12 protein-coding genes are annotated in these 15,180 nt (G+C 42.1%); 10 read left to right on the forward strand and 2 right to left on the reverse strand.

Features of this window, described 5'->3' with window-relative positions:
- Nucleotides 1-129 precede the first annotated feature (129 nt).
- The 8 genes from EL17_RS06915 (at nucleotide 130) to EL17_RS06950 (ending at nucleotide 11,156) form a co-directional block, all read left to right on the forward strand.
- Nucleotides 130-1,773 (forward strand): TldD/PmbA family protein, encoded by a 1,644-nt coding sequence (locus EL17_RS06915; RefSeq protein WP_035071781.1) that lies wholly within the window; start codon nucleotides 130-132, stop codon nucleotides 1,771-1,773.
- Nucleotides 1,774-1,791: 18 nt separating this feature from the next.
- Complete coding sequence (locus EL17_RS06920; protein WP_035071783.1) at nucleotides 1,792-3,108, forward strand: TldD/PmbA family protein; 1,317 nt, start codon at nucleotides 1,792-1,794, stop codon at nucleotides 3,106-3,108.
- Nucleotides 3,109-3,451: 343 nt separating this feature from the next.
- Nucleotides 3,452-4,069, forward strand: a complete 618-nt coding sequence (locus EL17_RS06925; protein ID WP_035071786.1) for a DUF4159 domain-containing protein — start codon at nucleotides 3,452-3,454, stop codon at nucleotides 4,067-4,069.
- A 5-nt stretch (nucleotides 4,070-4,074) separates the two neighbouring features.
- Nucleotides 4,075-5,064 (forward strand): AAA family ATPase, encoded by a 990-nt coding sequence (locus EL17_RS06930; protein WP_035071788.1) that lies wholly within the window; start codon nucleotides 4,075-4,077, stop codon nucleotides 5,062-5,064.
- Nucleotides 5,061-5,930, forward strand: a complete 870-nt coding sequence (locus EL17_RS06935; protein ID WP_035071790.1) for a DUF58 domain-containing protein — start codon at nucleotides 5,061-5,063, stop codon at nucleotides 5,928-5,930. The genes EL17_RS06930 and EL17_RS06935 overlap by 4 nt, the downstream gene beginning before the upstream one ends.
- Nucleotides 5,930-7,102 carry a BatA domain-containing protein gene (locus EL17_RS06940; protein WP_035071792.1) on the forward strand — a complete coding sequence of 391 codons (1,173 nt, stop codon included), beginning with the start codon at nucleotides 5,930-5,932 and terminating at the stop codon, nucleotides 7,100-7,102. Before EL17_RS06935 ends, EL17_RS06940 begins: the two co-directional genes overlap by 1 nt.
- Nucleotides 7,103-7,329: 227 nt before the next feature.
- The gene (locus tag EL17_RS06945; RefSeq protein WP_035071795.1) at nucleotides 7,330-9,519 is read left to right on the forward strand and encodes a hypothetical protein; all 2,190 of its coding nucleotides are present in this window, start codon (nucleotides 7,330-7,332) and stop codon (nucleotides 9,517-9,519) included.
- On the forward strand, nucleotides 9,519-11,156 hold the full coding sequence (locus EL17_RS06950) for a hypothetical protein (RefSeq protein ID WP_035071797.1): 1,638 nt from the start codon (nucleotides 9,519-9,521) through the stop codon (nucleotides 11,154-11,156). The genes EL17_RS06945 and EL17_RS06950 overlap by 1 nt, the downstream gene beginning before the upstream one ends.
- 73 nt (nucleotides 11,157-11,229) lie before the next feature.
- Here the strand turns inward: EL17_RS06950 and EL17_RS06955 are convergent, their stop codons facing one another.
- Nucleotides 11,230-11,724: a hypothetical protein gene (locus tag EL17_RS06955; RefSeq protein ID WP_035071799.1), complete on the reverse strand. Its 495-nt coding sequence runs from the start codon at nucleotides 11,722-11,724 to the stop codon at nucleotides 11,230-11,232.
- Nucleotides 11,725-11,763: 39 nt separating this feature from the next.
- Nucleotides 11,764-12,870: a ferredoxin--NADP reductase gene (locus EL17_RS06960; RefSeq protein ID WP_035071801.1), complete on the reverse strand. Its 1,107-nt coding sequence runs from the start codon at nucleotides 12,868-12,870 to the stop codon at nucleotides 11,764-11,766.
- A 578-nt stretch (nucleotides 12,871-13,448) separates the two neighbouring features.
- Between EL17_RS06960 and EL17_RS06965 the strand changes: the two genes are divergently transcribed.
- The gene (locus EL17_RS06965; RefSeq protein WP_035071802.1) at nucleotides 13,449-14,171 is read left to right on the forward strand and encodes a class I SAM-dependent methyltransferase; all 723 of its coding nucleotides are present in this window, start codon (nucleotides 13,449-13,451) and stop codon (nucleotides 14,169-14,171) included.
- Nucleotides 14,172-14,267: 96 nt separating this feature from the next.
- Complete coding sequence (locus EL17_RS06970) at nucleotides 14,268-15,155, forward strand: dienelactone hydrolase family protein (protein WP_035071804.1); 888 nt, start codon at nucleotides 14,268-14,270, stop codon at nucleotides 15,153-15,155.
- The last annotated feature ends 25 nt before the right edge of the window (nucleotides 15,156-15,180 follow it).

The following is a 15,180-nucleotide window of genomic DNA, read 5'->3' on the forward strand; positions in this document are numbered from 1 at the left end:
CGCTGAGTAAAGTTGCCTATTTGCTTTACTCGACGTTTACATATAAATTTAGAACTAGCTACACATCCATACTAAGGGATAAAAAGCCAAGCATTAAATACGAACCCTAATTAAAAAAGAGGAGGTCAATTGAAAAGAAGAGAATTTATTAACCTTACCGGTCTAGGACTGGGGGCGCTCATGATTCCGGGATTTGCAGCATTTGGCAGGGAAGTGACTGCGGAGGAACTGATGAACCCAGGAATAATGCGATCAGCCAAAAAAGAACTGGCAGATGCCGCATTACAGGCAGCACGGTCAAAAGGAGCTACTTATACTGACGTGCGGATAGGCAGATATCTTAGACAGTTCCTGTTTACACGCGAAAAAAATGTTCAGAACATTACCAATGCCGAATCATTCGGGGTAGGTATACGCGTAATAGCAGATGGCACATGGGGATTTGCCGCTACCCATGATGTGACGAAAGAAGGCATCTCCAAATGCGCCGAAACAGCAGTGGCCATAGCCAAAGCCAATGCAAAAATTCAAAAGGAACCGGTCATACTCGCACCTGTAGTCGGTGCGGGTGAAGTGAATTGGGAGACTCCTATAGAAAAAAATGCATTCAACATTCCTGTTAAGGAAAAAATTGACCTATTGCTCAAAGTAAATAATGCTGCTTTGGATAACGGTGCCGGATTTGTCACATCTAACCTATTTATGGTTAATGAGCAAAAATACTTTGCCTCGACAGACGGATCATATATAGATCAGGACATACACCGGATCTGGCCTACTTTTTCAGTCACTGCCATAGATAAAGCAGAAGGAAAGTTTAAAACCCGGGATTCGCTCAGTGCGCCTATGGGGATGGGATATGAATACCTGGATGGACTGGCCTCAGAAAAAACAAGTGGACCAGCAGGGCTGATCAGTTATAGAAATTCGTATGATATGGTAGAAGATGCTACAGCTGCTGCCAAACATGCCAATGAAAAACTAAAAGCAAAATCAGTGGATCCAGGGAAATATGACCTGGTATTAGATCCTGATCATCTAGGCCTTACCATCCATGAATCTGTGGGCCACCCACTGGAACTGGACCGTGTGCTGGGTTATGAAGCCAATTATGCAGGAACCAGTTTTGCCACGCTCGACAAATGGCAATCAGGCGATTTCAAATATGGAAGTGATCTGGTCAACATATTTGCGGATAAAACACAACCTTACTCCCTGGGAAAAACAGCCTTCGATGATGAGGGGGTAAAGACCAAAGAATGGGATCTTATAAAAGATGGCGTGCTGGTCAACTATCAGGCCATCCGTGACCAAGCCTCCATTATCAATGAAACAGAATCACACGGCTGTGCCTATGCAGACAATTGGAACTCAGTGCAGTTTCAGCGGATGCCCAATGTATCCCTGCGACCGGGAAAAGAAAAGCTGAGCGCCCTTGATATGATCAAAGGAGTGGATAAAGGCATCTACATTGTAGGTCGCGGATCATACTCTATTGACCAGCAGCGGTACAATTTCCAGTTTGGCGGTCAACTTTTCTACGAGATCAAAAATGGTGAAATTGTCGGGATGCTGGATGATGTGGCCTACCAATCAAACACCCAAGAATTCTGGAACTCCTGTGTACAGATTTGCGATGAGGATGATTACCGCCTGTTCGGAACTTTCTTTGACGGAAAAGGCCAGCCCTCACAGGTAAGTGCGGTATCACACGGCAGTTCTACCACCCGATTTAATGGGGTGAATGTCATCAATACAGGAAGAAGGATTTAATGATCAAACCCCATAGACATGGCAATTTTATCAAGAGAAGAAGCTAAATCAATAATAGATAAGACACTCGCCCTTTCAAAATCCGATGAAATGAGTGTGACCCTATATGGAGGCAAAACGGGAAACATCCGATATGCCCGAAGTACGGTAAACACCAGCGGTGAGTCAGAGGAATTAACACTATCAGTGACATCCGTTTACGGAAAACGATCCGGATCTACCACTATCAATGAGCTCGATGACGAATCACTTGAAAAAGCCGTTCGTAGAGCTGAGGAAATCGCAGAGTTGGCGCCCGAAAATCCAGAATATATGCCTATGCTTGGACCGCAGCAGTATGCTGAATCCAGAACATATGCAGAAAGCACACATAAGATCGATCCTGAATTCAGAGCACAGGCAGCTGCAGATAGCATCAACCCTACCTCAGCCAATAACCTTTCCTCTGCAGGATATCTGGAAGATTTCTCCGGATTCACCGCTATGGGAAACAGCAAGGGCATGTTTGGGTATAATCAGACCACCTCTGTAGATTTTTCCGTTACAGTCAGGACAGAAGACGGCACAGGTTCGGGATATGCCATCCGGGATTTCAATGATGTGTCCCTACTTGACACAGGCAAAGTGACACAAATCGCCATGCAAAAAGCCCAGGCTTCCCAAAATGCCCAGGCATTGGAACCTGGGAAGTATACGGTGATCCTAGAACCTACAGCCGCAGGAGATCTTTTGAGACTGATATCCAGAAGTATGGATGCCAGAAGCGCAGATGAAGGCAGAAGCTTCCTTAGTAAAAGAGGCGGAGGCACCAGAGTCGGAGAAAGACTTTTTGATGAGCGGGTAAACATATATTCTGACCCTACCCATCCGGAGATCCCGGCCACCCCTTGGACCAATGAAGGTCTTGCCGCTGAGAAAACCCAATGGGTAGAAAACGGAGTGGTTAAAAACATGTACTACAGCCGGTATTGGGCAGAGCGCCAAGGGGTAAAACCAGTAGCACCTCCTAGTGGTATCATCATAGAGGGAGGGGACAAAACCTTAGCTGATCTCATCCGGGGTACTGAAAGAGGAATACTCGTTACTAGATTCTGGTATATCAGAGCTGTAGATCCTCAAACTTTACTCTATACTGGATTAACCAGAGATGGTACTTTCTATATAGAAAACGGAGAGATCAAATTTCCGGTCAAAAATTTCAGGTTCAATGAAAGCCCCATCATCATGCTCAATAATATAGAGGAGCTCGGACAACAGCAAAGAGTAGGGGGAAGTATGATCCCTGCTATGAAAATCAGAGACTTTACTTTTACCAGCCTCTCTGATGCTGTATAAATAAACCTGCTTTTAATTTACTCAGTACTCTTCCATTTGGATCAGTACTGAGTTTTTTATCCCCCTGGTTTTGATCTTCAAAACCGATCCGATAAAGAATAGAATATGCCTATATAGCGTTAACTTATCAGGTAATAGACACTTCTAGCATTCATGCCACAAGTTAAGGTAGATAGATATTAGCATTTGACCTACATAGGCCCTGTTGATCAAAAGCCAGTAAATATTTTAATCATATAAACACTGATCGACTTTAGGACATCACAAAATCGCCTAGTACTGAACCTTTACACACCTATCAAACCGATAACAAATACAGCGCATAGCATAAAGATAACATAAGATGAGAAAATTCTTTTTCACCAGGATAAAGTATAACTCAGGAAATTGGGATACGGACCAAAGAATGCCTTCAAATTTACTGCATTCACTGGTGGAGTATACTACTATACCGATAGATGAAAAAGAAAAAGTAGTAGAACTGGGCAGCCCGGAAATATTTAGAAGCCCATTTTGCTATATCAGTGGACATAAGCTGGTCGAATTTTCAGAGCAGGAAAGAAAGAATTTTAAAACTTATGTAAACAATGGAGGCTTTGTCTTTGCTGATGACTGTAACCATGACATTGATGGCCTTTTTGCCAAAAGCTTCGAAGAGGAAATGGCCACTACTTTTGGCAAAGATGCATTACATAAAATCCCTAACAACCATCCTATTTATAGCAGTTTTTTCAAGTTTGAAGATGGACCTCCTACCTCTTCATTTGAGCTAAACGGTTGGGGAGACGACCTGGTACATGACTACCTTAAAGCCATTTTGGTAAATGGAAGGATAGGAGTACTGTATAGTAATAAAGATTATGGCTGCGAGTGGGATTATGATTTTAGAAACAAGCGCTTCCTAAGAGAAGACAACACCCGATTTGGGGTGAATATAATTGTTTATGCATTAACCGTCTGAATATTTTGGAAACGACTTCATTGGATTATTATAAAACTTTGGTAGCTAAACTGCCCCAACTTAAGACTGAAATCGCTAAGGTAATTGTCGGTCAGGAAGAGGCCATAGAAGAAATTATGATTGCCCTTTTGGCCGGAGGCCATTGTCTATTGGAGGGAGTACCAGGTCTAGCCAAAACGCTCATGGTAAAAACAGTGGCTGAAACCCTTGATATGGATTTTAAAAGGATCCAGTTTACGCCAGATCTGATGCCAGGGGACATCATAGGCACAGAAATGCTGGAAGAAGACCATCACACTGGAAAGAAGTTTTTCCAGTTTAACAAAGGCCCCATATTTGCAAACGTGGTGCTGGCAGATGAAATCAACAGGACCCCGCCTAAAACCCAGGCAGCCCTTTTGGAAGCCATGCAGGAGAAGAAGGTAACCTATGCTGGAAATGACCACAAGCTGCCAGATCCTTTTTTGATCATAGCCACCCAAAACCCAATAGAGCAATCCGGTACCTATCCCTTACCGGAGGCCCAACTGGATAGGTTCTTACTTTATATTAAATTAGGATACCCCTCTGAGAAGGAAGAGTTAGCGGTTTTAGAAAGGACTACAGGCACATATACATCAGAAAAAAGCACTGTCTTCTCTGCCAGGGAAATCAAAGCTTTACAGGACCTGACCCGCCAAGTCCATATAAGTCCAGAGCTTCTGAGTCATATCAATCTATTGATTAGAAACTCCCGCGGATCAACGAGCAAGGTTCCATTTGTACAAAAATATGTAGAATGGGGAGCCGGGACCAGAGCAGGCCAGGCACTGGTGCTCTCCGCAAAAGCCAGGGCTATAATCAAAGGAAGATATGCTGTGATACCCGAAGACATTACCACGCTCATCTTTCCGATAATGAGGCATAGGTTATCCTTGCATTTCAAGGCTGAAGCTGAAAATATCAATACAGACCAGGTAATTTCAGAAATTATTAAAGCCATTCCACTCAAATGAACCAATCACCTCTGGAACTGATCCGCCTAGGAAACCTGCAATTGGCTGCAAAAATAGTAAGTGAAGAACTTCAGGAAGGTGTTCACCTGGGTAAAAAGATAGGCACGGGTACTGCATTTGAACAATATAGGCATTACGAACCGGGGGATGACCCCAAGCGGATTGACTGGAAATTATTCGCTAGATCAGATAAATATCTGGTTAAGGAATCGACAATAGAAAGCAATCTGAATATCAGGTTTATATTGGATCTCTCAGGCTCTATGAATTATGAGGAAAAAGGCGTGAGCAGACTGGCATATGCCAATGTCCTGATAGCCTCTCTTGCCTACATAGGCATGCTACAGCATGATAAAATGTCCTTATATACTTTAAAAAATGGAAACCTTGAACTGGTGGTGGCAAATAGGGGAAAACCCTTCCAAAGAATCCTCTATACATTGGATCAGGTGAAAGCAGAGGGAAGCTGGCCGGATAGGCATCCCCAATTTCCCCATTTACAGTACCGCGAAAAAGAATTGGTAATATTTATTTCCGACTTATTGCAGACCGACCGGGAATGGGTGGATTTAATAGCTTCTATGAGCCATCCCCGAAGAGAAATAGTCATCTTTCAGATATTGGGAGACCAAGAGTTGACATTGGACCTTGATGGCTTCTACCAGTTTGAAGATTTGGAATCAGGCAAAACATTAGCACTAGAAACACGGGCCGCCAGAAAAAAATACAACGAACGCATACATGAATACCTTCACGAACTGGACAGGAGCTTGCATTTGCCTCAGGTACACCTCCTCCGGACTACACTATCTCAACCCATACCGCATTTGATTAAAAAATATCTAAACAAACGTAAGCTATCTTAATGGGATTTTTACTACCCTTATTATGGTGGGGTGCCGCGGCTGTTTCCATCCCCCTACTGATACACCTTTGGCAGAAGCGCCGTGGAAAAAAGATTCCATGGGCTGCCATGCGTTGGCTTATGGACAAAGAAGACCAACCGAAAAAAGGATTGAAACCTGACCACCTGCTCCTACTTTTCCTAAGAATGGCTATCATACTACTGGTTGTTTTTTTCCTAAGCCAACCCTATTTAAAACACAACCCTGATAATGACCAAAGAACGAATTGGCACTTGGTTGAGGTGAATCCAGCCTTGGTAAATGAATTTAGATTTGAACTAGAGCAGGCTTTAGCTAATGGCGAAGAAATTTTCTGGCTAAATGCTGATCTAGCGCCCATATCCTCTTTAGATGAAGTTCGCCATTTAGAACCACATAATGCCCAGGCATTAATTAATGGCTTAAACCAAGTTGACCGGCTAAAGCACAAACCGCATCTATATATAAGTCCCCATAGCATGTATATGGATCCTCCTTTTTTACTCACCCCGGCCAAACCTACCATACATTTTAGCGAGTATGCCCCCCTTACTACCACTGGTAATTATTTACAAACCGGTACATCAAGTTTTTTACATATTAATAAGGAAGGACAGTTGGAAGCAGCCACCACACGCCCAGATAATAAAATAGCATTAGACCATTCTGCACCTATTACTTACTGGATAGATTTCAAAAACCAGCAGGAAAACGATAATGTAATCGCTGCCCTACAAGCCATCAGTGAAATTTACACAATATCCTTTGAAGCATCAGAACGTCCTACTGAAGCCGACATGTATTTTAGCTATAGAATACCGTCTGAAGTGCCTTCGAACCAAATGATCTTTATTTCAGGTTATATGGATCATGATGCCCACAATGTCATGATCTCCCCTGACCCATTTATAAAAGAATTATCAGACATAGTAGCTTCAGGCAGGTTACCCGAATATTTATTAGACCACATCCTCCGGCAAAAGAATTTAACTATAAGCGAAAAACAAGTTAGCCGACAGCAGATCGAACGTCAGTTTATATCAACCCCCACGGAGACAATAGTCCAATCCGGAATTTTAAATGAACTGATAATCGTGCTTTTACTAATCATTATTATAGCTGAGCGAGTATTAGCTTTACGTAAGGGGATATAAAAAGGAAAATGAAAGCGGTAATTTTGCCCAAAAGCTTATATAGGTCTATAGCCCATCAAATTTACCAACCAAATTAGCTGGACGCTGTTCTTCAGATAAATAGATACCTATTATTATATAACTATTGTTTTTTAGGGAATTGAATTAACTTTAATTCATAAATGAAGGGAATGACAAATCTTCATTGTTGATAGTCAACATAAGCCATAGCCCTGCAAAGATAATCTATGAACCACATCAGATCTGCTATATCCCAAATCACTTGGCAGTTAAGGCTGAATGCCTTGATCAAGGCGATGCTACTGGCAGTGACTATCTGCCTGCTGCTGTTATTGTTCGGATCCGCATTCTGGATCATTGCCGGTGTGGCAGCAGTAGGCTTCATAGGCTCCTCGGTATTGTTTGGTGCTTTTACCAACAGGCAGACTCAAGCCGTACAGATCTTGCATAAGTCTTCCAGTGATTTGGAATTTAGCCTAGGGCTGCTGAATAAATCCCGCCTCTCGGTGGCAGAACAACTACAGCTAGAAAGGATAAGCCAGTCCCCCCCTATAGCTACACCATTGATCCTTCATCACAAAATTTATCCGTACGTAATAGGATTATGCATCACTATATCGGTTTATTTGATCGTCACATTCCTGCCAAATGCTAACCATACTACTCCACCACAGAGGACTGTGGAGGGGAAAATAACAGCTGAAACTGCCACGGAAGGCCGTGTTCCCCAATTCGTAGGGGCAGAAATCGACATACAGCCACCATCCTACACCGGCATCAAGGCAACCCAAAGTAATGACATGAACATATCAGCGATGATCGGAAGCAGATTGACCTGGACGGTTACATTTGAACATACCGATAATCTGCGGGTAAGTTTAGTACATTCAAACGGACAAGAGATTAATTTTCAATCCGATGATATTTATTTCACCTTAACGGATAAATTGGTTTCCTCAGGAATATATGCTATCAAGGCATTTTTAGGAGATGAGGAAATCTACAGGTCACCTTTTTATAAATTGGAGGCCTTACTGGACAGCCCTCCTGTCATCGAACCACAGCAGGAGGACCTCTATACCTATCATTTCTTAAAAGACAACAAAAAGATCCAGCTCGAAGCCATGGTGAGTGATGACTTCTTGGTGACTGAAGCTTACATCGTGGCAACTGTGGCCAGAGGCTCAGGAGAAAATGTAAAATTCAGGGAAACCAAACTGCCTTTTGACCAGAAGAATTTTAAAAGTAAAACTTTAAGAAAAGAAATAGATCTGAACAGGATTGAAATGAAGCCCGGCGATGAACTTTATTATTACTGGGCAGCGCGGGATAACCGTCAGCCTGATTCAAATTTTTCCCGATCAGAAACCTATTTTATCAAATATCAGGATACCACCAAGCTGAGTGAGGGCGAGCTGACTGCCATGGCCATTCAGGTGATGCCAGAATACTTTCGAAGCCAAAGACAGATCATCATAGACACTGAAAGATTGATTAAGGAAAAAGCCAAACAAACCCCAAAAACGTTTAATGAAACTTCCAATGAAATCGGCTTTGACCAGAAATTATTGCGGATGAGATACGGACAATATCTGGGGGAAGAATTTGAAAGCAGCGCCGGAGGGAGTAATATGAGCACAGAAGAGGGAGGAGACCTGCTGGAAAGCTTTATGCACCTGCATGACCATGAAGGTGAACATGAACCTGGAGGACATGACCATCATCATGAGCATGACCATGAACATGACCATAAATCAACGACCCCAAATGAAGATGATGGGCTATCTGCACTGCTGGAACAATACCTTCACAACCATGATGATGCCGAAGCCAACACCTTTTATGAAGCATCTACCCGCTCATTGTTAAAAATGGCATTGGAACAAATGTGGAAGTCAGAGCTGCACTTACGCCTCTTTGAACCTGAAAAGGCCCTCCCATTTCAAAACAAAGCCCTGGAGTATCTGAAAACTGTGCAACAAAAATCCAGGGCCTATGTCCGAAAAACAGGCTTCGACCCACCTCCTATCCGAGAAGCAGAAAAAAGGCTGACCGGTGAGTTTAAGGACATGGCTACACAGGAAATGCGTAACGTCAGTTATTCTTCAGCCCAGTTTCAGCAACTGGTGGCAAAAGTGTTGGGCATAACAGAAAAAGGCAAAGCTTCCCCTTCCGAGCAAGAAACGGTAAACCAACTCGGCTCAATATGGACAGAGAGAATAAAATATTCGGGCCTTCAGGACTGGGCTACCCTTTTGGACCTTCAAAAGTTGGCTACAGGAGAAGCCATCAGTTCAGAAACCCAAACAAAACTGAAAACTAAGCTCTTACCATTGATACAGACCCAACAGAAATTAGGATCTACCTATGCTGCTCACCAGGAACTCGAAACTAACTTTTGGAAAAAAATCAGATAATGCAGATCGACTTTCAATGGCCCATGGGATGGGCGGTAGCCATTACCTGCTTACTTACATTACTTCTGGCTGTACAGCTCATCCTCATAATAAGAAATAACGGCTTATCGCTTGTGCGAAAAACGGTGAGGTTTACATTTAACCTGCTGTTTGTTTTCAGCATAATATTGCTTCTATTCAGACCCTATTGGATCAGGGCATATACTCCGAAAAATATTCTGGTCCATGATGGGCAAGTTTCCCAACATGATCTTAACCTCATCAAAGACAGCTTAAATCTAACGGAAATCCTATCTATAGATCATTACGAAAACGGTCCGGACAACATTCACTTAGTGGGGCAACATTATACGCCTGTTCAAATGGCAAAATTACAGTATGCCTCACAGATTACCTGGCTCCCCAATAGGACAGGTATCAATATTTCTGATATAAGATGGAATGGTGTACTCAGACAGGGTCAGAACCAAAAAATATATGGAACCTATCTGGGGGATGAAGATGCCATATTGTCTATCCGATATGGAGAGGAAATGCTAGATACTGTCCACGTAGGGCCTCATCATACTACCTTCACTTTCACTGTCCAACCCAAAGCCTTAGGCCGAAATAACCTTACTCTCCTTTCTGAAGGTAAGGAACTGGGTCAAATCAGGTTTTATGTAATCCAAAATAATCCTGTCCATTATAAAATGCTCTTTTCTTATCCAGACATGGAAATCAGACATCTGTCCGAATGGCTTGGCAAAAGAGGCCAAGGCATATCCACTTATGTCTATACTTCCACTTCTGTCATTCACCAAAGCACGAATATAGAAAAAACAGATACACTGCAATTTATCATTACGGAACCTGCTTATGCAGGCAGTAGTGAAGTAAAAGCGGCTATTGAATCAGGTGCTTCGGTCCTTTTTACAAATTTCAGCGACGTAGAAAAAGAACTGCTGCTTGTCAATAGGACTTTAGAAACGGACTGGGCTGTAAATAAAACCAATGCCGAAAGCAATAGGACTATAGACGGGGCCCTAACGGCACTTCCTTACAAATTCATCACCCAGCCGCACCAGTGGAAACTTTTAGATGATGCAGTGGGATTTCAGCGTGTCGGAAGGGCTAATGTTGGTGTGAGCCTATTAGAAGCCACCTTTCCCATAGCACTGCAGGGGGACAGCTTAGGATACGCAGATGTATGGGACAATATATTATATGCCATGCGTCCTGCAGAAGGTATTACCTTTCAGGTGCCACACCCCTTATTTACAGGTATTGGTTCTCCGGAGTGGAGTGTCAATAGTCCGTTGGAGATAGAGCATTTATTGACTGTAGCCAGTGATTCTATTTTCTTGATACCTTCTTCCATAAACCCACTAAACCATACAGCTGTTTATAAAGCATTTTCATCAGGTTGGAATACGCTGGCCGATACGCTAGAAGTATATGTTTACGGCCAGGAAGATGGGTTCAGCGCTATTCGCCAAAAAAACCAGATAAATCAATTTATCCAATACCACCGGCAACAGAGAAAATTGGCAAAAGATCCTATTTTCCACATACAGCAGCTTTCCCACTGGTGGTGGTTTGGATTAGTCATATTTTCGGCCACCCTACTATGGATGGAACCACGGTTCAACGCTTAGTATTATCAAACTGCATAATAAAGTGATGAATTATGGATCTTTAAAAGCAAAGTATCTTTACACTTAAACTTTATTATTCTCTTTGATTTATAGTATAAACCAGGTCCTTTTCATCTCCTTTCAGCCTTAGAAGCTTTGCGATTCTATCTGGAGTAGGCTTGCCTAAAGAGACGTATATAAGCGTGACGGCATAAGCTATGGTATATCCTGGATTTTCATAAAAAAGAAGCCCCGCCGCACACATCATGCCTATAGCAAAAAGTTTCCAAAAACGCGAAATGGTGAGGACTTCATAATTTTTAAGTTTTTCATCAAGGCTTGCGGTACTTATCCTGGTTTTTTTTATCCCCCTATGAAACTGTAGCCATTGTACCACCAATAGACCTACCACCATACCCATCATCAGCGCATCAAATATCCCTGGAAATGATGGCAGGTCAATCTCCATACTTCTACTGGTCGTATAGAGATAAGCGAATGCAAAAAGAGGTAGCGGAAGACCGGTAAGGATCAACACATTCCTTTCCAGCTTTCTAAAATTAGATTTAATATCTTGTTGTTTCTCCATTAGAGATATCCTATAAGGGTATGTTGAACATGAGGCAGGTTATTCGATTTTAATTTTAATATCAGCAGACATCGGCCTGGATACACAGCAAAGGATAAATCCTTCTTTTTTCTCATTATCAGATAAACCTGCGTCTTCATCCATCTTTACTTCCCCCGATAGGAGGCGCCCCATACAGGCCGTGCACAAACCACTCTGACAGGAATACGGCATATCTAGATTTTCATCCAGGCCTGCTTCCAAAATGGTTTTATCCGGACTTACAGCATAAGAATATTCCTGTCCTTGCAGGATCACCGTCACCTCTCTGGTAAGAAAGGGCCTGTCCGATCCCTGAGCATCAGGATCACCTGCATTCTCGGAAGCTGCTGTATAGAAACTTTCTTTGATGATATCTTCTTGAGGTACATTCATGCCATGCAGTGTTTCTTTGGCTATGTCCATCAAACCTTCAGGACCACATATGAAGTATTTGGTCGTAGTGGTTTCAGCACTGGCACTTTTGGCCAAAGTTTCTTTGATTTTTGCTGCATCTATCCTTCCTTTCAGTCCTGTCCAGTCCGGACCAGGTTTCGTGATGTTCATCAGTACCTCCAGCCGATCAGGATGGGCGGCTGCCAATTGATCTAGCTGCTTATCAAATATGATTTCATGCTCAGATCTACTACAATAGAGCAGGGTGATCTTTGAATTGGGTTCATTTATAAGCACAGATTTTGTAATCCCCATGATGGGGGTAATACCGCTGCCACCCGTGATCATCACAAAATGGTTTTTGTTTTTGGAGTGAAAATCTGTTGTAAAATTACCCATTGGTTTAAGAATATTGACCGTCTTTCCGGGATGGATGTGATCATTGAGGTAATTGGACACCACTCCCCCTTTTATACGCTTTACCGTTACCCCTGGATAAGGGTCCACATATGGAGAGGTGCATAAACTGTAGGACCTTCTTTCTTCTTTACCGTTTATCTCCAGAATAAGGGTAAGAAACTGCCCAGGTTTATATTCCAAAAATGGTTCTGGCTGCTCAAAAAAAATTGTCACCGTATCTGATGTCTCCTTCACTACTTCTCTCACCTTCAAGGAAGCATAATAACTGTTCTTTTTCGGCTCCTCTTTTTTTCTTTTAAATATGTTGAACATGATAATAACTATCCTTTATACATTGATTCCATAACACAACTCCAAAATTAACGAGCAGTTTCTAATAAGTAAGGTTTCCAAAAGATAATTATCTGTGTAATTACCAAATAAATCCAAAAACAGTTAAAACTGCCGATCCAAATCGACCCTTAATTTGAAGCTTACTTGCTGATTATTATGGAACACTCGTGCCTAAAAACAGTTCAACTTCTTTAAAACTTCATATCTGTATGTATTTCCATTCAGCTTTTGTTGCCTCCGCTTAGCGCTACCCCATTTACATGTTATCATCATTTTTTGACAGACAAGTTGATGTAAAATACAGAAATGCTAATAGGATAAAATCATGCATGACGGAAAGGTCACATCGGGGATGTACCCATAGCTTTTATGTAGCATTGCAGACGGGAATGACGTCGAGGCCATCCCTAGCTTTATTACGGGACAAGTTATAACCTATAAAAACCCAAAAGCTATATAATATAAATTACTAATTTGATGGGTTCCTGTATCTTGTAAACAAAAGCTTATAAAGGCAGTTCCCATACATATTTCCTTTAATTTTAATAAGTTATGATATGAAGTTCACCCTGATTCTATTTTATTCTTTTTGCAGCATTTGGATTACCGGGTTTAGTCAATCAGTAAAGCAAGAAGTGGATACCACGTACTATTCTTATAAGAAACCAGATAAGGATGGTACTGGAAAAGTGTATATGGGCAGGGAAATAGCATCTGTCATGAGTTTTAGCGGCAAAGACTGGCTGGAACGGCCAAGCAGGCCAAAAGAAGAAAATACCGCCTTAGCCATTTCAAACCTCCCTGTTACGGATCGAAGTACTGTAGCAGACATCGGTGCAGGATCGGGGTACTATACCTTTAGGATAGCGGAAGCAGTGCCGGAGGGTCAAGTCTATGCAGTAGAAATCCAAGATGCTGCCATCAAATACCTAAAAGAACGCAGCCTCGAATGGGGACATGGTAATGTAGAGGTGATCAAAGGCAGTGAAAAATCAACCAATTTACCTGAGCAATCGGTGGATGTGGCCATCATGGTGGATGTTTATCATGAGTTATTGTTTCCACATGAAGTACTCCAGGATATTAAATCATCTCTGAAGCCCGATGGCAGATTAATACTTATAGAGTACAGGGAAGAAGACCCAAAGGTCAAAATTAAAAAATTACATAAAATGTCTGTAGATCAGATCACTAAAGAACTAAATGCTAATGGATTTAAATTAAGCCATAACGGTCAGTTTATGAATATCCAACATTTTCTGATTTTTGAAATAGACTAGAAACACGCTACCTCCACCCATCCTGCATTATCAGTGACTTATGTATAACTATTTGGCGGGAGTGGAATTATATTTAACTTCAGTAAAAAATACCATATGGAACCTATCAATAAAGATGATCTGAATCAGGATATTTTTGATTTATATGACGAATACGTACATAGCAAAATCAATCGGAGGGATTTTGTCAATAAGCTTTCCAAATATGCCGTAGGAGGTTTGACCGTTTCTGCTTTACTATCCTACCTATTGCCCAACTATGCAAGTGCGCGCCTATTTAAAAAGGACGACCAGAGGGTCATCGCTGAATATATTGAATACAGTTCTCCAATCGGGGCAGGTATTATGAAAGGACTTCTCACCCGACCTGCTGAACAAAACGGTAAATTACCGGGAGTAATTGTAGTGCATGAAAATAGAGGGCTGAACCCTTATATAGAAGATGTGGCGCACCAGGCAGCATTAGATGGATTTATCGCTTTTGCCCCAGATGCACTCACACCGTTTGGTGGCTACCCCGGTACTGATGATGAAGGCAGGACCATGCAGGCTGAGCGAGAGAGAGGGGAAATGCTTGAGGATTTTATAGCAGGATATGAAATGCTTCAAAAAAATGAAAACTGTACCGGTAAAGTAGGAGTGGTAGGGTTTTGTTTTGGTGGATGGATTGCCAATATGATGGCTGTTCGACTGAAAGACCTTCCCGCCGCCGTACCTTTTTACGGAGGGCAACCTTCATCCGAAGATGTCCCATCCATTCAGGCTGCCCTGCTGATTCATTTTGCTGAGCTTGATACCAGGGTAAATGCCGGCTGGGAAGCATATGAAGCCGCGCTAATATCCAATAATAAAAATTTTACCGTCCATTTTTACCCAGAAGTAAACCATGGGTTCCATAACCATTCTACCCCTAGATATGATAAAGAAGCTGCTGAATTGGCATGGGAAAGAACTATCCGGTTTTTTAAAGAAAAGCTTGTTTAAAATCTAAAAGACATCAGGCTTTATA

This window comes from Anditalea andensis (assembly GCF_000714815.1).
In the GTDB taxonomy this organism is placed as follows: domain Bacteria; phylum Bacteroidota; class Bacteroidia; order Cytophagales; family Cyclobacteriaceae; genus Anditalea; species Anditalea andensis.